Origin of the sequence: Methylobacterium sp. 22177, from assembly GCF_052045615.1 — a bacterium.
Taxonomy (GTDB): Bacteria; Pseudomonadota; Alphaproteobacteria; order Rhizobiales; family Beijerinckiaceae; genus Methylobacterium; species Methylobacterium radiotolerans.
This window is the reverse complement of record NZ_JBQEPK010000029.1, coordinates 19,015-41,839: the sequence shown is the minus strand read 5'-3', so window position 1 is coordinate 41,839 and position 22,825 is coordinate 19,015. Positions and strand designations below refer to the sequence as shown.

25 protein-coding genes are annotated in these 22,825 nt (G+C 72.5%); 13 read left to right on the top strand and 12 right to left on the bottom strand.

The features are described 5' to 3' along the window. Window positions 1-4: 4 nt before the first annotated feature. Window positions 5-1,177 carry an alpha/beta fold hydrolase gene (locus ACTJK8_RS22585; protein WP_012329682.1) on the bottom strand — a complete coding sequence of 391 codons (1,173 nt, stop codon included), beginning with the start codon at window positions 1,175-1,177 and terminating at the stop codon, window positions 5-7. Between the two features lie 188 nt (window positions 1,178-1,365). Further along, complete coding sequence (locus ACTJK8_RS22580) at window positions 1,366-1,575, bottom strand: hypothetical protein (RefSeq protein ID WP_024827304.1); 210 nt, start codon at window positions 1,573-1,575, stop codon at window positions 1,366-1,368. Window positions 1,576-1,835: 260 nt separating this feature from the next. Between ACTJK8_RS22580 and ACTJK8_RS22575 the strand changes: the two genes are divergently transcribed. Further along, window positions 1,836-2,750, top strand: a complete 915-nt coding sequence (locus ACTJK8_RS22575; RefSeq protein ID WP_010685278.1) for a manganese catalase family protein — start codon at window positions 1,836-1,838, stop codon at window positions 2,748-2,750. A 51-nt stretch (window positions 2,751-2,801) separates the two neighbouring features. Here the strand turns inward: ACTJK8_RS22575 and ACTJK8_RS22570 are convergent, their stop codons facing one another. Then, window positions 2,802-3,092, bottom strand: coding sequence for a hypothetical protein (locus tag ACTJK8_RS22570; RefSeq protein WP_012329680.1), 291 nt, complete (start codon window positions 3,090-3,092; stop codon window positions 2,802-2,804). A gap of 324 nt (window positions 3,093-3,416) precedes the next feature. On the opposite strand from ACTJK8_RS22570, the gene ACTJK8_RS22565 reads away from it, so the two are divergent. The 3 genes from ACTJK8_RS22565 (at window position 3,417) to ACTJK8_RS22555 (ending at window position 4,526) form a co-directional block, all read left to right on the top strand. Continuing rightward, window positions 3,417-3,584: a hypothetical protein gene (locus tag ACTJK8_RS22565; protein ID WP_012329678.1), complete on the top strand. Its 168-nt coding sequence runs from the start codon at window positions 3,417-3,419 to the stop codon at window positions 3,582-3,584. Then, entirely contained in the window at window positions 3,577-3,924 is a 348-nt protein-coding gene (locus tag ACTJK8_RS22560; RefSeq protein ID WP_024827305.1) for a hypothetical protein, read from the top strand. Before ACTJK8_RS22565 ends, ACTJK8_RS22560 begins: the two co-directional genes overlap by 8 nt. A 368-nt stretch (window positions 3,925-4,292) precedes the next feature. Continuing rightward, the gene (locus ACTJK8_RS22555; protein ID WP_012329676.1) at window positions 4,293-4,526 is read left to right on the top strand and encodes a hypothetical protein; all 234 of its coding nucleotides are present in this window, start codon (window positions 4,293-4,295) and stop codon (window positions 4,524-4,526) included. Between the two features lie 635 nt (window positions 4,527-5,161). On the opposite strand, the gene ACTJK8_RS22550 is transcribed toward ACTJK8_RS22555, so the two are convergent. Then, on the bottom strand, window positions 5,162-7,252 hold the full coding sequence (locus ACTJK8_RS22550; RefSeq protein WP_440762535.1) for a prolyl oligopeptidase family serine peptidase: 2,091 nt from the start codon (window positions 7,250-7,252) through the stop codon (window positions 5,162-5,164). Between the two features lie 466 nt (window positions 7,253-7,718). On the opposite strand from ACTJK8_RS22550, the gene ACTJK8_RS22545 reads away from it, so the two are divergent. Then, window positions 7,719-8,225 (top strand): lipocalin-like domain-containing protein, encoded by a 507-nt coding sequence (locus ACTJK8_RS22545; RefSeq protein WP_244633235.1) that lies wholly within the window; start codon window positions 7,719-7,721, stop codon window positions 8,223-8,225. Window positions 8,226-8,291: 66 nt separating this feature from the next. Continuing rightward, complete coding sequence (locus ACTJK8_RS22540; RefSeq protein WP_012329671.1) at window positions 8,292-8,726, top strand: YybH family protein; 435 nt, start codon at window positions 8,292-8,294, stop codon at window positions 8,724-8,726. Between the two features lie 46 nt (window positions 8,727-8,772). On the opposite strand, the gene ACTJK8_RS22535 is transcribed toward ACTJK8_RS22540, so the two are convergent. From ACTJK8_RS22535 to ACTJK8_RS22525, 3 genes are all read right to left on the bottom strand, one after another. Continuing rightward, window positions 8,773-10,179: an MFS transporter gene (locus ACTJK8_RS22535; protein ID WP_012329670.1), complete on the bottom strand. Its 1,407-nt coding sequence runs from the start codon at window positions 10,177-10,179 to the stop codon at window positions 8,773-8,775. Between the two features lie 83 nt (window positions 10,180-10,262). Continuing rightward, on the bottom strand, window positions 10,263-11,786 hold the full coding sequence (locus ACTJK8_RS22530) for an aldehyde dehydrogenase (RefSeq protein ID WP_012329669.1): 1,524 nt from the start codon (window positions 11,784-11,786) through the stop codon (window positions 10,263-10,265). 84 nt (window positions 11,787-11,870) lie between these two features. Next, window positions 11,871-12,503 carry a GntR family transcriptional regulator gene (locus ACTJK8_RS22525; RefSeq protein WP_012329668.1) on the bottom strand — a complete coding sequence of 211 codons (633 nt, stop codon included), beginning with the start codon at window positions 12,501-12,503 and terminating at the stop codon, window positions 11,871-11,873. Between the two features lie 126 nt (window positions 12,504-12,629). Here ACTJK8_RS22525 and ACTJK8_RS22520 point away from each other — a divergent pair, with 126 nt between their 5' ends. Beyond that, a complete protein-coding gene (locus tag ACTJK8_RS22520) occupies window positions 12,630-13,415 on the top strand; it encodes an alpha/beta fold hydrolase (protein ID WP_182179588.1) in 786 nt (261 codons plus the stop codon). A 96-nt stretch (window positions 13,416-13,511) separates the two neighbouring features. Beyond that, a complete protein-coding gene (locus ACTJK8_RS22515; protein WP_012329666.1) occupies window positions 13,512-13,751 on the top strand; it encodes an Lrp/AsnC ligand binding domain-containing protein in 240 nt (79 codons plus the stop codon). Between the two features lie 61 nt (window positions 13,752-13,812). Here the strand turns inward: ACTJK8_RS22515 and ACTJK8_RS22510 are convergent, their stop codons facing one another. Beyond that, window positions 13,813-14,421, bottom strand: a complete 609-nt coding sequence (locus ACTJK8_RS22510; RefSeq protein ID WP_012329665.1) for a helix-turn-helix domain-containing protein — start codon at window positions 14,419-14,421, stop codon at window positions 13,813-13,815. A gap of 215 nt (window positions 14,422-14,636) precedes the next feature. Between ACTJK8_RS22510 and ACTJK8_RS22505 the strand changes: the two genes are divergently transcribed. The 5 genes from ACTJK8_RS22505 (at window position 14,637) to ACTJK8_RS22485 (ending at window position 18,900) form a co-directional block, all read left to right on the top strand. Beyond that, window positions 14,637-15,965, top strand: a complete 1,329-nt coding sequence (locus tag ACTJK8_RS22505; RefSeq protein ID WP_024827310.1) for an MFS transporter — start codon at window positions 14,637-14,639, stop codon at window positions 15,963-15,965. Window positions 15,966-16,058: 93 nt separating this feature from the next. Next, window positions 16,059-16,448 carry a RidA family protein gene (locus tag ACTJK8_RS22500; RefSeq protein ID WP_024827311.1) on the top strand — a complete coding sequence of 130 codons (390 nt, stop codon included), beginning with the start codon at window positions 16,059-16,061 and terminating at the stop codon, window positions 16,446-16,448. Then, window positions 16,445-17,014 (top strand): MOSC domain-containing protein, encoded by a 570-nt coding sequence (locus ACTJK8_RS22495; RefSeq protein WP_012329662.1) that lies wholly within the window; start codon window positions 16,445-16,447, stop codon window positions 17,012-17,014. The genes ACTJK8_RS22500 and ACTJK8_RS22495 overlap by 4 nt, the downstream gene beginning before the upstream one ends. A 14-nt stretch (window positions 17,015-17,028) precedes the next feature. Continuing rightward, window positions 17,029-17,976, top strand: a complete 948-nt coding sequence (locus ACTJK8_RS22490) for a PDR/VanB family oxidoreductase (RefSeq protein ID WP_440762534.1) — start codon at window positions 17,029-17,031, stop codon at window positions 17,974-17,976. 654 nt (window positions 17,977-18,630) lie between these two features. Then, window positions 18,631-18,900 carry a helix-hairpin-helix domain-containing protein gene (locus ACTJK8_RS22485; protein ID WP_234742334.1) on the top strand — a complete coding sequence of 90 codons (270 nt, stop codon included), beginning with the start codon at window positions 18,631-18,633 and terminating at the stop codon, window positions 18,898-18,900. 118 nt (window positions 18,901-19,018) lie between these two features. On the opposite strand, the gene ACTJK8_RS22480 is transcribed toward ACTJK8_RS22485, so the two are convergent. From ACTJK8_RS22480 to ACTJK8_RS22465, 4 genes are all read right to left on the bottom strand, one after another. Further along, window positions 19,019-19,432 carry a thioesterase family protein gene (locus ACTJK8_RS22480; protein WP_440762533.1) on the bottom strand — a complete coding sequence of 138 codons (414 nt, stop codon included), beginning with the start codon at window positions 19,430-19,432 and terminating at the stop codon, window positions 19,019-19,021. A gap of 168 nt (window positions 19,433-19,600) precedes the next feature. Continuing rightward, the gene (locus tag ACTJK8_RS22475) at window positions 19,601-20,380 is read right to left on the bottom strand and encodes an alpha/beta fold hydrolase (protein ID WP_440762532.1); all 780 of its coding nucleotides are present in this window, start codon (window positions 20,378-20,380) and stop codon (window positions 19,601-19,603) included. 173 nt (window positions 20,381-20,553) lie between these two features. After that, window positions 20,554-21,462 (bottom strand): ABC transporter substrate-binding protein, encoded by a 909-nt coding sequence (locus ACTJK8_RS22470; protein ID WP_440762531.1) that lies wholly within the window; start codon window positions 21,460-21,462, stop codon window positions 20,554-20,556. 3 nt (window positions 21,463-21,465) lie between these two features. After that, window positions 21,466-22,773 (bottom strand): MFS transporter, encoded by a 1,308-nt coding sequence (locus ACTJK8_RS22465; protein WP_029358921.1) that lies wholly within the window; start codon window positions 22,771-22,773, stop codon window positions 21,466-21,468. Between the last annotated feature and the right edge of the window lie 52 nt (window positions 22,774-22,825).

The following is a 22,825-nucleotide window of genomic DNA, read 5'->3' as shown; positions in this document are numbered from 1 at the left end:
GCGCCTACGCGCCGGTGCGGTGCCCGGCCCCGCCGCGTGCGAGCGCGTCGAGCAGGAGGTCGACGACGGCTTGGGGCCGCTCCTGCTGCACCCAGTGCCCCGCCCCCGCCACGAAGTGGCAGCCGAGCAGGCCCGCGCCGGCGGCCTCCTCCATGCGCCCCAGCGCGCCCGGCACCTGGAACGGCCCCCAGTCGCGCGCTCCGGACACGAACAGGAGGGGAACCTCGATCCGCCGGCCGGCGAAGCGCGCGAGGTCGCGGTCGATGCTGCCATCCATGCGGCACCGGTAGCCCTGGAGCGCGCCCTGGAAGCCGGACCGCGCGTACTCGGCGGCGTAGACGGCGAGCTCCGCGTCCGTCAGCCAGGCGCAGTCCGCGCCGTCCCGCGGCGGCATCTCCGGCGCCACCGTCGCGGGCATCGTCCGGCCCTGATCCATCACGTAGTAGGTCGGCATCTCGGCGAGGGTCTCGGCCGTCCAGCCGGCGAGCGCGCGGGGTCGGTTGTCCGGCCAGTCGGCGCTCTTGTGGTGGAAATAGGCGCGCAGGAAGGCGGCGAGGCCCTGGGGGCTGCGCTCCATGTCGGCGGCGGCGCGTCGGGACGCGTAGTAGCGGTGATAGTGCGTGCGCGGGCGCGGCAGGGCGGCCAGCGCCGCGTGGATCGGGTCGTCGGCCGGCGTCCGGAGGCCCCGGGCCAGGGCGTCGAGCCCCGGCGCCCCCGCGAAGGGCGCGCTCATGAGGGCGACCGTGCCGAAGAGATCGGGCCGCGCCAGGGCGCAGTAGCCGCAGACCCAGGACCCGTAATCGTGTCCGACGAGCGCCGCGACCCTGTCGCGCGTCAGGGCGCTCATCAGGCACAGCAGGTCGAGGAGATGGTTGTGCAGGCGGTAGGGCGCGAGGTCGTCCGCGAAGGCGACCGGCGCGTCCGCGGTGCGGCCGTAGCCCCGGAGGTCGGGGGCGACGACGTGGTAGCCCGCCGCGGCCAGGGCCGGCATGACCTTCCGCCAGGAATAGGCGATCTCGGGGAAGCCGTGCACCAGCAGGATGAGGGGGCGGTCGGGGCCGGCCTCGCCCGCCTCCAGCACGTGCATGCGCAGGCCGTTGACGCCCTCGACGAAGCGGGCGCGGATGCCGGCCGGGAGCGCGGCCGGATCGAGCGGGGGCAGGACGTTCGTGACCATCGCCGCGCGCTCCCGAATCGATCGTTCGACGGCCTCTGAACGTACCCGATCCCCGATCCGACCGCGAACCGCCGGGACGCGCGGGGACGGGCAGGCTCGAAGCCGCGACGCGCGCCGGCCTGCCTCGCTCGCCGACCCGCGGGCGTCCGGTCCTGCGTCGGGCGCGCGATCGGCGCGCGGCCGAACCGTCAGGCCATCAGGGCGGCGCGGCCCTCCCGGGGCCCGGCCTCGGCCCGCCACGCATCGCGCTCGGCCTCCAGCCCCTGGATCCGGGCGTGGAGCTGTCCCGCATCGATGGCCGTCTCCATCAGCATGTCCTGCGCGCTGGCGAGCTGCTCGCGCAACTCGGAATTCTCGGTCACGAGGGTCAACAGGATCGCAGCCACGTCGTCGCCCATTCGTCCACCTGCCTCACCGTCCGGGGTCGCGGCTGGTAGGACCGGCATGGTTACCGCCCCTGAAAGGATGGCGGCCGGCCGGCCGTGCCGGAGCCGCTGTCCACAGCAGGATTGCGCCGACCGCCGGCACACCGCCCGCGGTCCACGCCGTCACGGCCGCGCGGTGAGCCCGACGCGCGCTGTCGCGACGCGGCCGCAGGAACAATCGTCCGTGCGGGAAGATGCCGTCATGCGCACCCCGCGCGAACGGAGCTGCTCGCATGTTCATGAAGCTCGACCGCCTTCAGGCCGAACTGCCACAGCCGAAGAAGCCCGATCCCAACGCGGCGGCCGCGCTGCAGGAGCTGCTCGGCGGCAAGTACGGGGAGATGTCGACCCTCGGGAACTACATGTTCCAGAGCTTCAACTTCCGCAACAAGTCGAAGCTGCGCCCCTTCTACAGCCTGGTGTCGAGCATCTTCGCCGAGGAGCTCGGGCACGTGGAGCTGGTCTCGACCGGCATCGCGATGCTCAACAACGGCCCCGGCGACGACACCGAGGAGGTCGACGTCTCGAAGGCCCCGTTCCACGACATGCAGGACATCCGGCTCGCCGGCAGCTTCCTGAGCAACGGCGGCGGCGCCACGCCGGTCAATTCCAACGCGCAGTCCTGGAACGTCGACATGGTCACGACGACGGGCAACATCATCATCGACCTGCTGCACAATTTCCACCTGGAATGCGGCGCGCGCCTGCACAAGCTGCGCGTCTACGAGACCCTCAAGGATCCGACCGGCCGGGAGGTCTGCGGCTACCTGCTCGTGCGCGGTTCCGTGCACGCGCACGCCTACGCGCTGGCGCTCAAGAAGCTGACGGGCGTCGAGATCGAGAAGATGCTGCCGACCCCGAACATCGTTCTCGACAAGATTCCGGAATGCCAGAAGTATCTGCAGGAGGGCTCGCACCGGCGCCTCTACCGCTTCAGCCCGGACGACTACAAGGAAGCGGCCGGCGTCTGGTCGAACGACGAGGTCGCGCTGCCGGGCGATCCGCCCGGCAACCTCGAGGTCGTCGACGGCCTGCCGGAGGGCGGCAAGATCCCGGAACTCGACGGCAATTACGGGGCGTTCGCGCCCAACTACGCCCCCGAGGAGATCTTCGAGATCGCGAGCAAGCTCTACAAGAAAGGGCGCTGAGCCGCGCGCGGAGCCCCGCGGTCTCAGGGCCGTGGGGCACGCCGTCCTCGGTCAGTACCAGTCGTCGTCGTCGGCGGGCGATCCCGGCGGCAGGGGGCCGTCACCCATCACCCCGGGATCCCCGTAGTTGAACGGAGGTCCGTCGAAACCGACGACGCCGTCCGGATTGTCCGGCGTCACGTTGGGATCGACCTTCAGCTCGGTATCCTCGCGCCCGAGCCGTTGATCGAGGCGATCCACGCGCTTGAGATCCCGCTGGATCGGGATGTCCTGCTGGGCCTGCGCGACGATGACGGGGCTCGTCAGAGCGAATACCAGAGCGGCGACGGTCAAGCGTGTCATGGCAATCGGCCTTTCGCGTCCAGGCGCGCTCATGGCGTCGATTCATACCGTACACGCGCCATCGAGCATAGCATTGACGGCCGTCAACACTAATCGCGCGTGCATGTCGGCCGGACACGCCCGCGGCGAGATCGCGTCGCCGTCCGGCGCGGGCGGGTCGAGGTCTGCCGCCGCGCCGTGGAGCGCGCGCACCCGTCGAGCCCTCGCGGCACGCCTGCGGGCGTGTCGGCCGGGCGTTCGCTTTCCGTACTCATGTGGCACCGGAGCGGCAGTCAGCGCGTGGCGGCTCCGCTACGGTGCGGACGTCTCCACGAGGCGCCCTCGATGCTCATCTCCGCCCTGACCATCCGCCGCGTCCTCCTGCTGGGGCTCGTGCTCGTCGCCCTCGTCGCGCTCGCGGACGGCGTGGCCCGCCATGAGCTGCGCACGGCCACGCGCGCGATGACCCTGGCCGACGCGGCCCCGCAGGCGGATCGCGCGTCCGATGAGTAGGCGGTCGCCCTTCGCGGCGGGCCTCGCGCTCCTCGCAGCCCTCGCCGGTGCCCGGCCCGCCGCGGCGCTGGAAGCGGAGCCGGGCGACCTGCCGGGCCTGGAGCGCGCTTGGCACGGCTGCGTCCGCGAGGCCTTCGACCAGCAGCCCGCGCACAGGAGCAAGCCCGGACGGGAGCGGGGTGCCCTGGACATGTGCAAACCGCAGGAGGACGCCTACGTGGCCGCCCTGATGGCCGCTCGGCCGATCGACGCGAACCGCCCGGCCCTGGCCTGGGCGCGGACCTGGATGGCCTACGTGGTGGATCCTCTGAAGGACTGGATCGCCGCGCTGCATCGCTGAGCCGCCCCACCCGCGGTCGGCCAGACGCGCCGGTCCCCGAGCGTGTGGCGAGAGGCGCTGCCGCGAGCCCGCGACCGATCGCGGGCTTCCGGCGACCACATCGCGCGCCCGTGCGGGGCGAGATGCCCAAAGGTCTCGCGCAGCTCTATCGAAGGCGCGCTTCGAGCATTCGCGCCAGTCATGTGCATCCCTTCGCATTGTTCGTGCGTTCCATCCTCGAACCAGCCGATATTTCGGTGCGATTGTCGACATAGAGGAGGCGCGAATGCTGCGCGGTGGATTGCTGTGGCTGCTGGGAATCCCGCTGCCGATCATTCTGTTGTTGTATTTCCTCGGCGTGTTCCACTAGGCACCGGCAGGCGGACGTCGTGCCCTACACGGTCGAGATCACAACGCCGCCGGTTCAGATCGACGGCGCCGAGCAGGCGTCGCGGATGTACCAGCTGCCGGATCCGTTCAGCACGCTGGCCGAGGCCAAGGAGGCGGCGATCACGCATATCGCGGGACTGGGCCTCGATCCGGCCGGCGTCCTCTACACCGTCTTCGACCGCGAGGGCTTCACGGTCGCCTCCAACGCGGATCAGCGCGCCGAGGCCGGATAGATCGGGCCGGCGGGTCCGGTCCCGCTCTGCGGAGCCCTCCGAACCGGGAGGCGGCCGTCCTGCCCGCCTCCGGCCGGTGCGCAGCCCGAGATCCGTGCGCGAACAGCGGCTCCGCAGGTGTTCCCGGACACGCCGGGCCTGAAAGCTCGGGCGTACATCGGGATCACACCGCGAGCACGGTCGCGAACCCGATGGAGACGACGATGACCTGGACGAACCGCATCACCCTGGCCGCGACCCTGATCGCCGGCGCCATCGCCCTCGTGACCTACGCGCAGGCCCTCAGCCTGCCGGCGCATTTCGCCTAGACCGACGCCGGCCCGGCGGCTGCCTCGCTCACCGGGGCAGCCTGAACCCGCGCCCGGTTCCGCCGTGCAGCGTGCCCCTTCGCGCCGCACCCGCCCGGCCGATCCGGCCTCTCGTTGCAGGTGGTGGTCCCGGGTCTTACCCGAGACCCGCTGCCCGATGAGAGGCGTGCACGACATGGTTCTGAAGGGCTTCTCCTACGCGATGATCGGCGCCTGCCTGAGTGGCCTCGCGATGACGGTGAGCGGCTCGGCCGGCGTGCTGATGGGCTTCTGAACCGCGCAACGCGCTGGTCCTCAGGTCCGCCCGAGCGCAGGCCGAGGCCGCGCTCACGCGACCGGGTCCTCCCATCCGATGGCGCGGCGCAGGAAGGTGAGCCCCAGCGCCCTGAACGCCGCCGTCTGCTCGCTGTCCTTGCCGGCGCCGTGCCCGCCCGTTGCGGGCTCGTAGAAGGCGACGTCGCAGCCGAGGACGCGGAGCTTCTGCGCCATCTTCCGCGCGTGGCCGGGATGAACCCGGTCGTCGCCGCGGCTCGTGGCCAGAAGGATCGGCGGGTAGGGCCGCCCCGCTTCGGCGGCGTGGTAGGCGGAGATGCCGGACAGGAACGCCCAGTCCTGCGGATCGTCCGGATCGCCGTATTCCCCGATCCAGCTCGCGCCGGCGAGGAGCTTCGTGTAGCGGCGCATGTCGATGAGCGGGATCGTGCAGGCCAGCGCCCCGAACCGCTCCGGGTAGCGGGTGAGCATGTTGGCGATCAGCAGGCCCCCGTTCGAGCCGCCCTCGGCCGCGATCCGCCTCGGCCGCGTCACGCCGCGGGCGACGAGGTCGGCGGCCACCGCGGCGAAGTCGTCGTGCGCCCGCGCCTTGCCCTCGCGCCGGCCCGCGTGGTGCCAGCGGGTGCCGAACTCGCCGCCGCCGCGGATGTTGGCGGTCACGCAGGTGCCGCCGCGCTCCAGCCAGAGCTTGCCCAGCACAGGCTGGTAATCCGGCAGGCGCGAGAGGCCGAACCCGCCATAGGCCGTCAGGTAGACGGGGGCCACACCGGTCTCGGCCTCCGGCCCGACCTGGACGTAGGGCACGCGCGTCCCGTCCGCCGACCGGGCCTCGTGGCGCGTCACCCGGATGCCGCGCGCCTCGAAGGCCGGGGGCGCCTGACGCAGCACGGCCGGGGCGTCGAGCGCGGGCGGGAAGGCGAGCAGCGCCGGCGGCGTCACCGGATCGTGGGCCAGCGCGAGCAGGGCTCCATCCGCCCGCTCCGGATCGCCGTCGAGGGGCCAGAGATGGACGGAGCCCAGCGCGGGCAGCCCGGCGACGGCCCGCTCGGTCCATCCCCCCGGCCCCGGCTCGAAGACGCGGTAGGTGGGACGTAGGTCCTCGAGCACGTCCACGATCAGCCGCCCGGCCGACCAGAACACGCCCTGGAGGGCGCGCCGCTCGTCCGGCCGCCACAGGACCGTGAACGCGCGGCGGCCCGCCAGAAGATCGGGCAGCGCGATCGCCAGCACCGTGTCGGTGTCATGCGCGACGCCGTCCACCGTCCAGGGCCGCCGCGGCCGCACGGACAGGTGGTTCCGGTGCAGCTGGACCCCGGCATGCGTGGGCAGGTCGAGGCGCACGTGCACGCCGGTGCGGTCGCCGATATGGATCGCCGCGTCGAAGAAGCCGAGCCGCTCGACGACGGTGATCCGCTCCGTCCCGGTCTGCCGGTCGGACGCGCCCCAGACATCCATGCTGGTCTCGGCGGTCTCGAACAGGACCGGCGCGTCGCGCGGATCCGTGCCGCGCGGCCAGAGCCGGACGGTGCGCGCGTATCCGGACCGCGTGGCCATGCCCGGCCCGAGGGCGCTCGACAGGAGCACGGTGTCGCGATCGAGCCACGTGGCGCCGCCCTTGCCCTCGGGCAGGACGAAGCCGTCGGCCATGAAGGTGCGGGTGTCGAGATCGAACTCGCGGATCACGGCCGCGTCCTTGCCGCCGCGGCTGAGGCGCACCAGGGCGCGATCGAGATCGCCCTTGAGGATCGCCGCCCCGGCCCAGACCCAGTCCTCGCCCTCGGTCGCCGCGAGGCTGTCGAGATCGAGCAGGATCTCCCAGTCCGGGACCGCGGCGCGGTAGCCGGCCTCGTCGACGCGCCGCCACAGGCCGCGCGGATGCGCGCCGTCCGTCCAGAAATTGTAGAGCCAGGCGCCGAAGCGCTGGACGAACGGGATCCGGCCCGGCCGGTCGAGGAGGTCGCGGGCGATGTCGCGGTCGCGGAGGAAGACGGCATCGCCGTAGCGGGCGAGCGTCTCCGCGTTGCGCGCCTCGACCCAGGCCAGCGCGTCGGGCCCGTCGACCGCCTCCAGCCAGAGGTAGGGATCGTCGTCGGGTCGGGCGAGCGTCGGCCTGGGATCGGGGTGGGGGTCGGTTGCCGCGGACATGGCCGGGAGCGTAGCCCGTGCGCGCCGTCCTCAAAAGTCGCGCGGTGCCCCTCCGATCAGCGGTCAATCGTCCCGGACGCGCAGATCTTCGCGCGCGTCGCGCAGGTCGAGCGGCGGATCCGGTCGCGCGGATCAGGGATGTTCCGCGTGCGCGCGGCCGATCCCTCCCCCTGAAACGTCGCCCGCTCGCCCGCCATCGTCTCGGCCGGCGGGGCGCACACGTCCTTCGTGCGGACATATACTGGTCTTATCGTCGCCATTCAGATCATCGCAGCGCTTTTACTGTTTTGATTTTCGGCATTTCAGCACATTGGGCTTGCGCGCACCTCGATTATGGTCTTCTATGACGGTTCGGTGGCGTACGTTCCGGTTCGTGCTCTGAGTCCCCATGCCGTCTCGGGGGGTCGCAACGATGCGCATCGGCGAGCAAGGGTCACGCGGTTCTCGCCGGGAGGGCCTCGGCCACGTGGCGACGATCGCCCTCGTGGGCGCCGCCGTCCTGGCCTCGGGCGCGCTCGGCGTCTCGGCCGGACGGGCGCTGGACGGGGACGCGGTCGTCGGGACCTGGCGCCTCGTCACGGCGACGCGCCGGATCGTGGACACGGACGAGACCATCGACGCCTACGGCGGCCCGAAGCCGACCGGATGGATCCATTACGGCCGCGACGGGCGCATGATGGTGGTCTGCGCCTACGAAGGCCGGGAGAGGCCGATCGCCAACGACAAGATGTCCGACGCGGACCGGGTCAAGCTCCACAAGACCTTCTTCGCCTATGCCGGGACATACCGGTTCGAGGGCGACCGGATCATCCACGACATCGACACGTCGTGGAACGAGGCCTGGACCGGGACCTCCCAGGTCCGGCACGTCGCGCAGGAGAACGGGCGGCTCATCCTCCGGACGGTGCCGTTCAAGTTCAACCTCGACGGCAGGATGAGCATCATCACCCTCACCTGGGAGAAATACCCTTAGTCGAAGCCCGCAGACCCCGTGCCGCCACGCTCTCATCAACCAGAACACTTCACGATGGAGGAAGACATGCTGCGCCCTCACGTCCTGCACGCGACCGTGCTCGCCGTGGCCCTGATGACGCCGAGCCTGTGCCGGTCGGATACCGTGCAGGCCGACGCGCAGAGCGCCGCGAGCCGGTGGGACGCGGCGTATAACGGCGGCGACATGGACACGCTGGCCAAGCTCTACGCGCCCGACGCGATCGTCGTCACGAAGGGCGCCCCGCAGACCAGCGACGGCATTCAGAAGTTCTTCGCCGGGCTGAAGGCGAAGGGGTGGGACGAGCACAAGACGACGGTGAATTCGGCGCTGCCCAAGGACAACCTGCTCATCGTCTCCGGACGCTGGGAGATGACCGGCCCCGGCGACGGGGGCGCGCGGAAGAAGTTCGAGGGCAACTGGGTGAACGTGCTGGAGAAGCGCGACGGCGCCTGGCGCACGGTCCTGCACACCTGGAACTGATCGCTCCGCCCGGCCGGGAGACGGCCGGGCGGCGGGCCGCCCGGTCTCAGAGGATCGGCCGCGGGACCGCGTCCCGCGCCCGGTCGGCCGGGCCGCCCTCGGCCGGCGCGACGCCCGCCTCCAGGCTCTCCAGGCTCTGGCTGCGCGGCTCGACGCCGAACGCCGCGACCGCCACGATCTGCAGGGCGAGCAGCCCGATCATCAGGCCGGTCACGCCCGCGATGCCGTAGGCCTCGAACAGGGTCACGACCAGGAAGGGCGTCACGATGGTCGCCCCGCGCCCGACCGTGTTGCACAGGCCCGAGGCCCGCAGGCGCACCTCGGTCGGGAACAGCTCGGGGATGTAGATCCCGAACAGCAGGGCCACCAGCACGTAGATCGGCACCGTCAGCCCGAACCCGACCAGCGGCAGCAGCACCGGGTCGAGGGTCATCGGGTAGAGGATCCCGAACAGGATGGCCGTCGCCGAGGCGCCGACGATCGTCGGCTTGCGACCCCAGCGGTCGGCGGTCAGGGCGCCGATGGCGCTGCCCACCGGCGCGCCGAGCCCCATCAACAGCGCGTAGCCGAAGGAGGTCGCCACCGAGAGTCCCTGCCGGATGAAGAAGGTCGGCAGCCAAGTCACGAAGCCGTACAGCAGGGTGTTGATCACCACGAGGCACAGGCAGCCCAGCAGCAGCCGCGACAGCAGCGGCGGCCGGAACAGGGCGGCGAGCCCGAGCTGCGTGACCGGCGCCGTCGCGGCGGCGGGCGGCAGGGGCGCGCCGCGGGCGGCCTCGGCCTCGATCGCGCGCATCAGCGCCTCGGCCTCGGCGTGGCGCCCCACGGCCTCGAGCCAGCGCGGCGATTCCGGCAGGCTCTTGCGGGCGTACCAGACGGCGAGCGCCCCGAGACCGCCCAGCGCGAACATCGCGCGCCATCCGAAGGCCGGGATGATCAGGTAGCCGATCAGGGAGGCGGCCGGCAGGCCCGTGACGACGAACACCGCCATGAGGCCGAGGAAGCGCCCGCGCGAGCGCGCCGGCACGAACTCGGTCATGGTCGAGTAGCCCACGACGTTCTCGGCCCCGAGCCCGACGCCCATGATGAAGCGGAGCACGATCAGCACCGTCATGTTGGGCGCGAAGGCCGCCCCGAGCGCGGCCAGCCCGAAGACCAGCAGGTTGGCCTGGTAGGTGAAGCGCCGCCCGTAGCGGTCGCCGAAGAAGCCCGTCAGGAACGAGCCCGCCATCATGCCCACGAAGGTGGCCGAGACGAACCACGCGTTCTGCGGCAGGGTCGAGAAGCCGCTCTTCAGCGTCGCGCCGAGCACGGTGGCGGCGATGTAGATGTCGAACCCGTCGAAGAACATGCCGATCCCGATCAGCCACATGATGCGGCGGTGGAACGGCCCGATCGGCAGGCGGTCGAGGCGGCCTCCGGCGTTGACCGCCGGGCTCACGGCTTCGGACATGGGGCGTTTCCTTCCTCGGGTTCGGGGCCGGCGCGGAAGGGGTCCGTCTGGCGCGGACCTCGTATCCCCCGCGCCGTCGGTCGTCAGTTCAGGCGGCGCTGGCCGGCCGTGTCGCGGTACCAGTCGAAGGGCCCGTCGCCGGTCGCGACCATCACGCTCTTCACGTCGAAATGGTCGTTGAAGCTCTCGATGCCGCACTCGCGGCCGAGGCCGCTGTCGCCGACCCCGCCCCAGGGCGAGGCCGGGTCGAGGCGGTGGTGGTCGTTGATCCAGACGATGCCGGCCTTGACCGCGTGCGCCACCCGGTGGGCCCGGGCGACGTCGCGGGTGCGCACGGCCGCGGCGAGGCCGAACGGCGAGTCGTTGGCCAGCCGGAGCGCGTCGGCCTCGTCCTCGAAGCGGGTGACGCTGGTGAAGGGCCCGAACACCTCCTCCTGGAAGATGCGCATGTCGGCGGTGACGTCGGCGAACACGGTGGGCTCCACGTAGTAGCCGCCCTCGAAGCCCGGCACCCGGGCCGCCCGCCCGCCCGCGACGGCGCGGGCACCCGCGTCGCGGCCGTAGCCGGCATAGGCCAGCACCCGCTCGCGCTGGCGCTCGGAGATGACCGGGCCGAGCTGGGTCGCCGGGTCGAAGGGGTCGCCGAGGCGGATCGCGGCGGTCTTGGCGGCGAGCCGCTCCACGAACTCGTCGTAGATCGAGGCCTGGACGAGGTGGCGGCTGCCGCAGACGCAGGTCTGGCCGGCGCCGATGAAGGCGCCGAAGGCCGCGTAGTTCACCGCCCGCTCGACGTCGAAGTCGTCGAACACCATCACGGGGGTCTTGCCGCCGAGTTCCATGGTCTGGTGGGCGAAGACCTTCGCGGCCGCCGAGCCGGCGATCCGGCCGGCCTCGGTGCCGCCGGTGAGCACGAGCTTGTTGATGTCGCGGTGCTCGGCCAGCGCCTTGCCGGTCGAGGCGCCGAGCCCCAGCACGATGTTGAACACGCCCGGCGGCAGGCCGGCCTCGGTGAAGATCTGCGCGAGCTTCAGGGTCGTGAGCGGCGTGTACTCGGAGGGCTTGACCACCGTGGTGCAGCCGGTGGCGAGCACGACCGCCAGCGACTTGCACAGGATCATCAGCGGGTGGTTGAACGGCGTGCAGTTCGCCACCACGCCGATCGGGGTGCGGCGGGTGTAGTTGAGGTAGTTGCCCTCCACGGGGATCACGTCGTCGCGCCGCGCCAGCGCCACGCCCGCGAAGTAGCGGAAGAAGTCCGGCAGCCGCGAGAGCTGGGCCCGGGTCTCGTTGACCGGCCGGCCGTTGTTGGTGGTCTCCAGCCGGTAGAGCGTGTCGAGACTGGCCTCGAACGCGTCGGCGAGCCGGTTCACCAGCCGGGCGCGCGCCCGGATGTCCATCCCGCCCCACTCCCGGCCCTCGAAGGCGGCGCGGGCCGAGCGCATCGCCCGGTCGACGTCGGCCGGCCCCGAATTCGGGATGCGGGCGATGACCGCGCCGGTGGCCGGGTTGCGCACGTCGATCAGCGTGCCGTCCCCGGCCTCGACCTCGCGCCCGTCGATGAAGTTGCCCCGGGTCTCGACCGTCGGTTCCGGCGCGTGCAGGGTCATGGCGTCTCTCCCGTGTCGGGCCCGCTGTCGGGCCCGTGTCGTGTTCGACCGCGTCCCTCGGCTCCGCGCCGGGCGCGGCCTCGTTCAGAGGACGATCGCGCTGCGCTCCAGGGCGGTCAGGATGCGGCGCTCGGCCTGGGCGACGTGCGCGCGCACGAGGCGCCGCGCGCCGCGCCCGTCGCGCCGTTGCACGGCGTCGATGATGGCGGCGTGCTCGTCCACCAGCTGCGCCGGATCGCGCCCGCGGATGCCGTCGAGGCTGACGCGCACCAGCCGGTCGGCCTGCTCGACGAGGTCGCGCACGGTCGCGGCCATGCGGCGGTTTCCCGACGCCTCGGCGAGGGCGATGTGGAACGCGCGGTTCTCCGCGATGAAGTCGGCGCCGTCCGCGACGGTGCGGAACGCGTCGAGGGACGCCACGACGGAATCGGGCGCGCCGGCGGCGGCCTCGGCCGCGCAGGCCGGCTCCAGGGCGAGGCGCATGCGCAGCAGATCGCGGGCGTCGGCCACCGAAATCGCGTTGATCTGATATCCCTGGCGGGCGTGAACCGTGACGAGGCGCTCGCGCTCCAGGCGCAGCAGTGCCTCCCGGACCGGCTGCCGGCTCACGGCGTAGCGCTGGGCCAGCTCCTGCTCGCGCACCTCGGCGCCGGGACGCAGGACGCAGGCCAGGATGTCGGCGCGGATCGCCGCGTAGATGTTGTCTCGGAGCAGCACGCGCAGCCTCGTTCGGTCGACACATGCTGCCATCTGTGAAATATCACGTCAACCGGATTGCGAGCGAACGCGTCGGATGCGACAGCGTCGTGAGGCTGCCGGCAGAGGCGGCGGGGGAGGTCTCGGATGCAGGCGATGTTCGCGGATGGCCAGGTCGCGGTGACCGCGTGCGGCGAGGGCCCTCCCCTCGTCCTGCTGCACTCGCTGCTCGCCGACCGGACGAGCTTCGACCGGGTCACCCCGGCGCTCGGCCGCGACTTCCGGCTCCTCCTCCCCGACCTGCCCGGATTCGGCGCCTCCGCGCCCGCCCCGGGCGGCCTCGAGGCCGTCGCCGACCGGGTCGGCGCGGCCTTGCGCGCGGCGACCGGGGGCCGGCCGGCGGCCGGGCTGGGCAACGGCTACGGCGGCTTCGTGCTGCTGCTCTGCGCCCTGCGCCACCCCGACCTCTTCGACCGGCTCGTCTTCGCCGATTGCGGCGCCTGCTTCCCGGAGCCCGGCCGGGCCGCGTTCCGCGGCATGGCCGGGGCGGCGGCCGAGGCGGGGCTCGCGGCGATCGCCGACACGGCCATGCGCCGCCTGTTCGCGCCCGCGTTCCAGGCCGCGCACCCGGACCTGATGGCCGAGCGCCGGGCCGCCTTCCTGCGCACGGACGTCGACGTGTTCCGGGCCGCCTGCGCGGCCCTGGCCGGCCTCGACCTGCGCGCCCGCCTCTCCGAGATCCGCGCGCCGGCGCTGGTGCTCGTCGGGGAGGAGGACGAGGCGACCCCGCCGGCCATGGCGCGCGAGCTCGCGGCCGGCCTGCCGGACGCGCGGTTCGTGACGCTGCCGGACTGCGCCCACGTCCCGCAGCTCCAGGCCCCCGAGATGTTCGCCAGCGAGGTCCTGGCGTTTCTCCGGCCGGGCGCCGCCTGACCGGGCGCGCGGAACGGTGCTAGGTTCGGCCGCTCCGGCGGGGTCGGTGGTCCCGATCCGCGCGGCCGCGACGGCGCGCCATCCAGCGAGACGGACATGAAGACATTTTTCGTGCAGATCAAATGCGAGATCGGCAAGACTTACGCCGTGTCCGACGCGCTCGTCGCGATGGAGATCGCGTCGGAGATCTACTCCACGGCCGGGCGCTTCGACATCATGGCCAAGTTCCACGTGGACAACGGCGTCGATATCGGGCTGTTCGTGAACGACTTCCTCCTGCGCCTCGACGGCGTGAAGGATTCCGAGACGATCATCGCCTTCAAGGCCTTCCACTGACGCGCCCGACCGGGACCGGCGCCCGGAAGCCCCGCGCCGCGGACGTCCGGGGCGGCCCGGCTCAGCGGACGCGCGACGGGTCGATCACCAGGAAGTACTCGCACGCCTCCGTGCCGACGTTGGTGAAGGCGTGCCCGGCATCGGCCTCGAAATACAGGCTGTCGCCGGTCTCCATGATGACCGCGCGCTCGCCGATCACCGCCCGCAGGCGGCCGCGCAGGACGTAGATGTACTCGGACACGCCGCGGCGATGGGCGGTGAACTCGCCGGTGCTGGCGCCCGGCGGCAGCGTGTTGAGCACCCAGTCGATGCCGCGCCCGGGCAGGACCGGCGAGATGCAGCGCCGCAGGTAGCCGGACGCCTCGTCGCGCAGGATCGGCTGGCGGCTCGCCGGGATCAGCAGGATCTCGCGCTCCGTCGCGGGCGCCATCAGCCGCGAGAAGGTGACGCCGAGCGCCTCCGCGAGGCGGGACAGCACCACCGTCGACGGCACGGCCTCGGAGCGCTCGATCTTCGAGATCATCGAGCGGCTGACCCCCGAGCGCGCCGCCAGCGTCTCCAGCGACAGGCCCTGCTCCCTGCGGCGCCGCCGGATCTCCTCGGCGATGTGGATCTGCGGGGACGTCTCCGTCGCTGCCGGGTCCGCCCCGATGATCGTCCTCGCCGTCATGCCCCGTCATCCGCGCCCGCGACCGGCCCGCGCGACCGGGGCGCGGCACCGAGAGAGTCGCCCCCGCCTAACGCAGGGGCGGCCGAATTGCACCTTGCGCCGCACTGCGCGCCGCACTGCGCGACGGGTCGGCCGCCGGGCCGCTGCGCGCCGGGCTGGCACGCCGCTTGCCTCCACAAGAATGGATTTTCATCCATCACAGTGGAGGATGTGCCGTGGCCGATACCGCGTTGCCCCTTGAGGCGTCCCCGGCTCTCGAGGCCGGCCCGGTGCCGGTCGCCGACCGGCGCCAGATCGTCTGGTCGAGCGTCATCGGCACGACGGTCGAGTGGTACGACTTCCTGATCTACGGAACGGCCACGGCGCTCGTGTTCAACAAGCTGTTCTTCCCGAGCTTCGACCCGCTGGTCGGCACCATCGCGGCGTTCGGCTCCTACGCGGTGGGCTTCCTGGCGCGCCCCCTCGGCGGCGTCATCTTCGGGCATTTCGGCGACAAGATCGGCCGCAAGGCGATGCTCTCGCTGACCATCATCATCATGGGCCTCGGCACGTTCCTGATCGGGTGCCTGCCGACCTACGCGCAGATCGGCCTGTGGGCCCCGATCCTGCTCGTGGCGCTGCGCCTGGTCCAGGGCATCGGGATCGGCGGCGAGTGGGGCGGCGCGGTCCTGATGGTGGTCGAGAGCGTCCCGGCGGAGCGGCGCGGCTTCTTCGGCAGCATCGTCCAGCTCGGCTACCCCCTCGGCGTCATCGCGTCGATCGGGGCCTTCGCGCTGTGCGGCTTCCTGCCGGAGGCGGACTTCCTCGCCTGGGGCTGGCGGATCCCGTTCCTGGCCAGCGCGCTGCTGGTCGGCCTCGGGCTGTTCATCCGCCTGCGGCTGCACGAGACGCCGGCCTTCCAGCGGGTGAAGCGGCAATCCGCGGTGGCGCGCCTGCCGGTCATGGAGATCCTCACCGAGCACCCGCGCACCTTCCTGAAGGCCGTGGGCCTCAAGGTCTCGGAGATCGCCTACGTCAGCGTCGTGACCGTGTTCTCGATCTCCTACGTGACCGGCCAGCTCGGGCTGTCGCGCAGCATCATCCTGAACGGGATCCTGGTGGCGGCGGTGATCGAGCTCTTCACCCTGCCGGCCTTCGGCTGGCTGTCGGACCGCTACGGCCGCCGGACGCTGTTCGTCGCCGCCTGCCTGTTCTCGATCGCCTTCGCGTTCCCGCTGTTCACCCTCCTCGACACGCGCGACCCGATGGTCATCACGCTGACCGTCGCGGTGGCGCTGAGCTTCGGCCAGGGGATCATGTTCGGCACCGGCGCCGCCTGGATGTCCGAGCTGTTCGACGCGCGCCTGCGCTACAGCGGCGCCTCGCTGGGCTTCCAGGTGGGCGCGGCCCTGAGCGGGGGCTTCACGCCCCTGATCGCCGCGGCCCTGCTGGGCTGGAGCTCCGGCGCGACTTGGCCGATCTCGGTCTACCTGATCGCCCTCGCCTGCATCACGCTGACCGCCACGCTCCTCGCCCCGGAAACGGCGCGGAAGCCGATCGACTGACCGGTCGGCCGGCCGTCCCGAAGGCGCGCGGACGCTTCCCATAGAGTGGATTATCGTCCACTATCTGAAACAACCCTGCGAGAGACCGACCGCATGACGAAGCACACCATCCGCACCGAGAAGGCCGCCCCGGCGGTCGGGCCCTACGCCCAGGGAATCCGGGCCGGCGGGCTGGTCTTCGCCTCCGGACAGCTGCCGATCGATCCCGCCACCGGCGCGTTCCCGGAGGGGGTCGAGGCGCAGACCCGGCGCTCCCTCGCCAACCTCGCCGCCGTGCTCGAGGCGGGCGGAGCCAGCCTCGCGAGCGTCGTGAAGACGACGGTGTTCCTCAAGGACATGAACGAGTTCGCCGCGATGAACGCGGTCTACGCCGAGCACTTCCCGGGCGAGGCGCCGGCCCGCTCCACCGTCGAGGTCGCGCGCCTGCCGCGCGACGCCCGGGTCGAGATCGAGGCGATCGCGCTTGCCACGGAGGCCGCATGACCAGCGAGACGGCACCCCGCATGGTCGAGGCGTTCGCGCACGCGGCGGGATCGGCCGCCGTTCGGGTTCCGGGCGGCGCCACCGGCTGGGTTGGCACCCTGACCCACATCCACATCGCCCCCGCGGCGAGCTTCGAGATGGAGGCGCTGTCCGAGGCCGTGTGCGTGGCCGGCCGCGGGATCGAGGGCGACCGCTACTTCCTCGGCACCGGCACCTACTCGCCCAAGCCCGACGTGCGCGAGGTCACGCTGATCGAGCAGGAGGCCCTCGACGCCCTCAACCGCAACGACCCGCCGCTGCAGGAGGGGCCGCTGCGCCTCCTGCCGGGGGATCATCGGCGCAATCTCACGGTGCGCGGCGTGCCGCTCAACCACTTGGTCGGCCGGCGCTTCCGGGTCGGCGCCGTGATCCTGCGGGGTGGGCGCCTCAACTTCCCCTGCCGTTATCTCGAGGAGCTTCTCGGGATGCCGGTCTACCTGCCGCTCTACAATCGCTCGGGCCTGAACTGCGGGATCGAGAGCGGCGGCGTGATCCGGCCCGGCGACGCGATCGAGCTGCTGGACTGACGGAGCTGCGCGCGATGACGGCCCGCCTGATCATGAAGCTGCGCGTCGCCGAGGCGGTCGCGACGACGCCGGAGGTGCTGCACCTCAGCCTCGTCCATCCCGCGCGCCCGGAACTCCCCGCCTGGACGGCCGGCGCCCACGTCGACCTGCGCCTGCCGGATGGTCGGGTCCGGCAGTACTCGCTGTGCGGCGACCCGGCCGACCGGGGCCGTTACGAGATCGCGATCAAGCGGGAGCCGGTCGGCCGGGGCGGCTCGGCCTGGGCACACGACACGCTCGCGCCGGGCGCGTTCGCCCACGTCTCCGCGCCCCGCAACAACTTCCCCCTCGAGCCCGACGCCCGCCGCCACCTGCTCGTGGCCGGCGGGATCGGGGTGACGCCCCTGCTCGCCATGGCGCGCGCGCTCTCCGCGTCGGGGGCCGAGTACGCGTTCCATCTCTGCGCCCCCTCCCCCGGGCAGGCGCCGCTGCTGGCGGAGGTGCGGACGGTCTGCGGGCCGCGCCTCCGCTGCTGGTTCGGGTCCGAGGGGCGGCGCCTCGATCCCGGCGCCCTCGGCCCGGCCGAGGCCGGGACGCACGTCTACGCCTGCGGGCCGCGGCGCCTCATGGACGCGGTGCAGACGGGCCTGGTCGCGCGGGGCTGGCCCGTCGAGCGGGTGCACAGCGAGCATTTCGAGCCGCTGCGCGACGAGGGCTTCGTGCCGGAGCCGTTCGAGGCGCGCATCGCCTCCACCGGCCAGGTGCTCCACGTCCCCGCCGACCGGTCCCTGCTCGACGTGCTGCGCCGCGCGGGGTTCGACCTGCCGTCCTCCTGCGAGCTCGGCGTCTGCGGCTCCTGCGAGTGCGGCTATCGCGACGGCACGGTCATCCACCGCGACGCGGTGCTGCCGCTCACCAAGCGCCGGAGCCGCATGATGGCTTGCGTCTCGCGCGCGCGGGACGCCGTGACGCTCGACCTCTGACCACGGGATCCGCGAAAGGGCATTATCAGACGTACCGCCTCGCGCGGGCGCCCTTCCAGGCTCGGACCGGGCCGCGCGGGTCCAGATCACGGGCCCGTCCACCTGCCGGAGCGGCGTCTCCGGCCGACCGCTTCGCCGCACGGCCCGCTCCAGCCTGGAGACTGCGCCGGTTTGGTGGCTGCGCCAGCGCGCCGCACGATTCGGATCAGCGAACCTCGCGCGGCGGATGGCGATGCCGCTCGGGCTGGGTTAGCCCGCCTCGATCGTGCCATCGCCGTGGGGCAGTCCCCAGCCCGCCAAGAGGAGGTCGTGAGAATGAGCCGATCCACGCTGTCCATCAGCGCCGGTCTGGCGGTGGCCGCAGTCGTCCTGGCGGGCCTCTGGGTTTCCTACGGACCCCGTCCTCACGCGAGCCGCGACAGGCAAGCGTCCACGACGATACCCGTGTCCAAGCAGGACCGATCCGGGATTGATCCCCAGGGAGAGAGCATCCGCTCCGTGTATCCGGGGCCGGGTTCCGGATCTGCCCAGCGCGTCGCCCCGGCGCCGCGGACCGGGGCGGCGGCCCCCCCGCCGTCCCCAGCGGCAATCTCGGCGGCAATCCCGGCAGTACCGCCGGATGCTCCGACCGCGGGCGGGGCGGCGGCGAGGCCGATGCCGCCGCAGCCGGCCGACAGCGCGTCCGGCTCGGGCCAGCCGCCGGCCTCTCCGGGCCAGGGCGTCGACCTCAACACGGCGTCCGTCGAGGAGCTGAACGCCCTCGGGGCCGGCATGATCGGACGCAGGATCATCGCGTTCCGGCCCTACGCGTCCCCGGAGGATCTCGTGACCCGGCGTGTCCTGAAGAAGGCCGATTACGAGGCGATCAAGGCTGCCGTCGCGGTGCGGCAGACCGATGCCGCGGGCGCCGGCCGCCCGGATTGAGCGTCGCGATCCTCGGGACAGAGCTTGGCTCCGCCGAGCCGTCAGGAGTGAGCCCTCCAGGGGACGCGCGTTCTTCGCCCTGAATGCGCGTCCGGCGGCGGTGCCGAGCCGCGCCGGACTACACGCGCCGCGACGGCGCGGCCTGCTTACCGGCGAGCCGTTTGCCGAGCCGCTCGATGTCGACGATCATCCGCTCGTGCGTCCCGGCCCCGATCTGCTCCGCCTCGTCCCAGGCCGCGACGCGGAACTGGATCTGGCGTCCGGCGACGCCGACGACCTCGGCCTCTGCCCGGACGCGGTGGCCGACCGGAGTCGCCGCCATGTGGGTCACGTCCACCTTCGTTCCGACGGCGCTCTCACCGGGATCGAGGTATTGGCGAACGGCGTTCAGCGCCGCGTTCTCCATGATCAGGACCATCATCGGCGTGGCGAAGACCGGCGGCAGGATGTTGTCCTTGAACTGGCTGGCCAGATGTGACGGCCCGACCAGCATGGCGAAGCTCCCCTTCGCACCCAACGGGATGTCCTGCATGCGCGCGCTCCAGATCCGTTTCAGCCCGACCACCGATAGGTAGGGCCGCGCGACCGCGTCCGGCCAGCCTCGGGCCTTCGCCGCACGCAGCCCTCCCCTCCCCTGCCCGCCGCTCGGCCCGCCAGGGGACCGCCAAGGGATCACCGTAGCACCGCGGAGCGCGCCCGGTCAGCGCCGGCGGCGGGGCTGGCCGGCCGCCTCCAGGATGAGGTCCGCGATGTCCGGAGCGCGCGAGATCAGCGACAGGTGGCTCGCCTTGAGCTCGACGGTCCGCGCGTTCATGCGCTTGGCCATGAACCGTTCGAGGTCCGGGTCGATGGTCCGATCCTCGGTCGACACCGCGTAGAAGCTCGGCTTCGAGCGCCAGGCCGCGTGGGTGGTCCGTCCCGTCAACAGGGCCTTGCGGAACGGCTGCTGGCTCGCGAACAGCACCCGGGCCTTCTCGGCCGGCAGATCGCCCGCGAAATCCCGCAGGAACGCTGCCTCGCTCAGGCGCCCCTCGTCACCGTCGAACTCGATGCCGGCCGCGGCGGGCGGTGTCGGGTAGGTCCTGGCCAGCGCCGCGTAGTCCTCGTTCGCGTCCGGCGCCCGGGCCGCGACGTAGACCAGGGCCGAGACCTTCGGGTCGATACCGGCCTCGGTCACGATCATGCCGGAGAACGAGTGACCGACCAGCACGGTCGGCCCTTCCTGCCGTGCCAGCACGCGCTGCGCCGCGGCCACCGCCTCCTCGAAGGTGGTCAGCGGGTTCTGCACGGAGGTGACGGTGAGGCCGGCCGCCTGCAGGTGCGGGATCACCTCGGACCAGCACGACCCGTCGGCGAACAGCCCGTGCACCAGCACGACGTTGCGCGCCCGCGGCGGGTCCTGGGCCTCGGCCGCGCCGGGAAGCAGCGCGGCCGCCGCGCTGGCGGCGAGCGCGCGGTTCAGCGTTCTGCGCGTCATCATGGGGGCCTCCGTCTGGACGCGTCGGTGCGGGGCGTCCCGTCCCCGTTCGCCGTCGGCGCGGGAAGGATACACCCGGTGACCGGCGAGGCGCACTTCTCGGCGCGGGCCCCGGCGCGCTCTGCCGGGCGGACGGCAACCGGTCGGGCGGGCCGGGTCTCAGGCGGGTGCGAGCGTCACGACGACAAGGAGCGGTGCGCCGCGCGCAGGTAGCGCCGGTCGATGTAGCGGTCCGCCTCCGAATGACGGCGGTTCGGCAACGCGCGGATCAGCGCGCTGACCTCGATCAGGGCCTGGACCGCGGCCGTGCTCGCGTCGCCGTCGCGGGGGAAGATCGCTTCGTCCGTGTAGGTCTGCCACGCCCTGGCGAGGTAGGCGGGCGCCACGCCGGTCTCGACCGCCGCGACGCGGGTCGCGGTGTCCGGATCCCGGTAGAACAGCGCGTGGGCGCGCACGAACGCCCGCAGGAAGCGCGTGAGGATCGCCGCGTTCTCCGCGGCCCAGCGCGCGTCGACGTTCAGGGACGTGAACTGGAAGTCCGGGACGTCCGCACGGGGGTCGCACACGACGCTGAAGCCCGCGTCGATCGCGACGGCGTCGAGCGGGGCCCCCTGCAGGCCGGCGTCGATCGCGCCGCTCTGGAGCAGCTCCCAGCGCGCCAGGATGGGTCCGACGGCCCGCAACGCGTAGTCGCCGGGATAGGTGAGCCCGCGGGCGGCGAGCAGCTTCATCACCAGGGACGAGCTGCCCGCCTCCAGGGACGAGACGCCGATCACCTTGCCGCGCAGGCCCGACACGTCCCGGATCTCCGGGCGGGCGATCAGGGAGAACGGCAGCTTGTTGACGTTGCCGCCGACGATCGTGAAGTGGCCCCCGGCCTCCCGGTCGAGGACGACGTGCTCGGTGATGCCGTAGGCGAGGTCGACCCGCCCGTCGCGCAACCGCTCGGTCACGGCATCGACGCCCTCGTGGAGCTCGATCGCCACGGTGAGGCCCTCCTCGGCGAACAGGCCGGCGTGCTGCGCGATCCAGACCGGGAGGTTGAAGTAGTTCCGCGACACGGCCGCGAAGGTGAGCCCGGTCATCGGTCAGCGGCTCGCGGCGCGCAGGGGAACCGGCGCGGCGGGCAGCGGCGGGGCCGCCCCGCGGATCGGACGACGCGCGCCGAGCAGGACGATCAGCGCCCCCGCCAGGAGCAGCGCGCCCGCGATCAGGAACGCGCCGGCGAAGCCGCCGGTGCCCGCCACGACGTAGCCGGTGACGATGGGGGCGGCGAGGCCGAACGTGTTCCCGCCGACGATGAGCAGGCTGACGGCCGCGCCGTTGGCGGCGCCGTCCTCCAGGAGGTCGGCGGTGAGGGCGATGTTGAGGCCGGCCACGGTCCCGACGCAGCTCAGCGACACTCCGAACAGGCAGAGGATGAGCCAGACCGGCTGGACGAGCGGCGTGGCGAGGATGACCGACGAGGCGAGGAGGAGTCCGGCGATCAGCTTGCGCCGGTCGGCGGGCGTCGCTCCGGGCCGGCGCAGGAGCCGGTCGCTCAGGGCGCCCACGGCGAGGCCGACCAGCGCGGCGATGCCGTAGGGGATCGCGGTGAACAGGCTGCTCTTCAGCACGTCGAGGCCGCGGCTCACCGCGAGGTAGTTCGGCAGCCAGGTCATGAACAGGTAGCTGGTGTAGACGGTGCAGCCCTGCGTGATCGCGAGCGCCCACATCGACGGGCTGCGCAGCAGACGCGTGACGGGCAGGCCGGACGCCGCGCCCGCGGTCCGCCCCTGCGGGCCGCGACGGCTCAGGATGTGGGCGCGCTCCGCGTCGGTCAGCCACGCGGCCGCCTCCGGCGCCCGGTACAGGGCGAACCACGCGGCGGCCAGGACGAGCCCGAGGCCGCCGGCGATCCAGAACGATTCCCGCCAGCCGAAGACCGTGACGAGCCAGCCGACGAGGGGCGCCCCGAGGCACAGCCCCGCGTAGGACCCGCTGTTCAGGCAGGCGGTGGCGAGGCCCCGCTCGTCCCGCGGGGCCCAGGCGCAGGCGATGTGGCCGCCGGCGGGATAGTTCGCCGCCTCGCCGGCCCCGAGCGCCAGCCGGGCCAGGTACAGGGCCGGCAGCGAGGCGGCGAGCCCGGTCCAGACCGCCGCCAGCGACCAGACGGCCAGCGCGGCGGCCGTGAGGGTGCGGCCGCCGAACCGGTCGGCAGCGATGCCCATCGGGATGAGGAGCAGCACGTAGGTCCAGAGGAACGCCGAGAACACGTAGCCCAGCTGGATCGGCGACAGCCTGAACGTGGCGGCGATCGGTGCCGCCGCGACCGAGAGATTCACGCGGTCGACGTAGCTCACGAAGGTGAGCAGGAAGAGGCCCCCGTAGACCGCGAACCTGCGCGAGCCGATCATGGCGCATCCTCGTTGACCGCGGCGGCGATCGCCGCCCGGACGCGCCGGGCGG

What these genes read in the sequence shown, in the direction of transcription:
- ACTJK8_RS22550 (WP_440762535.1), bottom strand. Translation starts at nt 7,252, where the DNA reads ATGTCCGCGGCAACCGACCCCCACCCCGATCCCAGGCCGACGCTCGCC.
- ACTJK8_RS22565 (WP_012329678.1), top strand. Translation starts at nt 3,417, where the DNA reads ATGCTCATCTCCGCCCTGACCATCCGCCGCGTCCTCCTGCTGGGGCTC.
- ACTJK8_RS22540 (WP_012329671.1), top strand. Translation starts at nt 8,292, where the DNA reads ATGCTGCGCCCTCACGTCCTGCACGCGACCGTGCTCGCCGTGGCCCTG.
- ACTJK8_RS22465 (WP_029358921.1), bottom strand. Translation starts at nt 22,773, where the DNA reads ATGATCGGCTCGCGCAGGTTCGCGGTCTACGGGGGCCTCTTCCTGCTC.
- ACTJK8_RS22560 (WP_024827305.1), top strand. Translation starts at nt 3,577, where the DNA reads ATGAGTAGGCGGTCGCCCTTCGCGGCGGGCCTCGCGCTCCTCGCAGCC.
- ACTJK8_RS22495 (WP_012329662.1), top strand. Translation starts at nt 16,445, where the DNA reads ATGACCAGCGAGACGGCACCCCGCATGGTCGAGGCGTTCGCGCACGCG.
- ACTJK8_RS22530 (WP_012329669.1), bottom strand. Translation starts at nt 11,786, where the DNA reads ATGACCCTGCACGCGCCGGAACCGACGGTCGAGACCCGGGGCAACTTC.
- ACTJK8_RS22485 (WP_234742334.1), top strand. Translation starts at nt 18,631, where the DNA reads ATGCCGCCGCAGCCGGCCGACAGCGCGTCCGGCTCGGGCCAGCCGCCG.
- ACTJK8_RS22475 (WP_440762532.1), bottom strand. Translation starts at nt 20,380, where the DNA reads ATGATGACGCGCAGAACGCTGAACCGCGCGCTCGCCGCCAGCGCGGCG.
- ACTJK8_RS22490 (WP_440762534.1), top strand. Translation starts at nt 17,029, where the DNA reads ATGACGGCCCGCCTGATCATGAAGCTGCGCGTCGCCGAGGCGGTCGCG.
- ACTJK8_RS22520 (WP_182179588.1), top strand. Translation starts at nt 12,630, where the DNA reads ATGCAGGCGATGTTCGCGGATGGCCAGGTCGCGGTGACCGCGTGCGGC.
- ACTJK8_RS22515 (WP_012329666.1), top strand. Translation starts at nt 13,512, where the DNA reads ATGAAGACATTTTTCGTGCAGATCAAATGCGAGATCGGCAAGACTTAC.
- ACTJK8_RS22585 (WP_012329682.1), bottom strand. Translation starts at nt 1,177, where the DNA reads ATGGTCACGAACGTCCTGCCCCCGCTCGATCCGGCCGCGCTCCCGGCC.
- ACTJK8_RS22510 (WP_012329665.1), bottom strand. Translation starts at nt 14,421, where the DNA reads ATGACGGCGAGGACGATCATCGGGGCGGACCCGGCAGCGACGGAGACG.
- ACTJK8_RS22575 (WP_010685278.1), top strand. Translation starts at nt 1,836, where the DNA reads ATGTTCATGAAGCTCGACCGCCTTCAGGCCGAACTGCCACAGCCGAAG.
- ACTJK8_RS22480 (WP_440762533.1), bottom strand. Translation starts at nt 19,432, where the DNA reads ATGCAGGACATCCCGTTGGGTGCGAAGGGGAGCTTCGCCATGCTGGTC.
- ACTJK8_RS22580 (WP_024827304.1), bottom strand. Translation starts at nt 1,575, where the DNA reads ATGGGCGACGACGTGGCTGCGATCCTGTTGACCCTCGTGACCGAGAAT.
- ACTJK8_RS22570 (WP_012329680.1), bottom strand. Translation starts at nt 3,092, where the DNA reads ATGACACGCTTGACCGTCGCCGCTCTGGTATTCGCTCTGACGAGCCCC.
- ACTJK8_RS22535 (WP_012329670.1), bottom strand. Translation starts at nt 10,179, where the DNA reads ATGTCCGAAGCCGTGAGCCCGGCGGTCAACGCCGGAGGCCGCCTCGAC.
- ACTJK8_RS22470 (WP_440762531.1), bottom strand. Translation starts at nt 21,462, where the DNA reads ATGACCGGGCTCACCTTCGCGGCCGTGTCGCGGAACTACTTCAACCTC.
- ACTJK8_RS22500 (WP_024827311.1), top strand. Translation starts at nt 16,059, where the DNA reads ATGACGAAGCACACCATCCGCACCGAGAAGGCCGCCCCGGCGGTCGGG.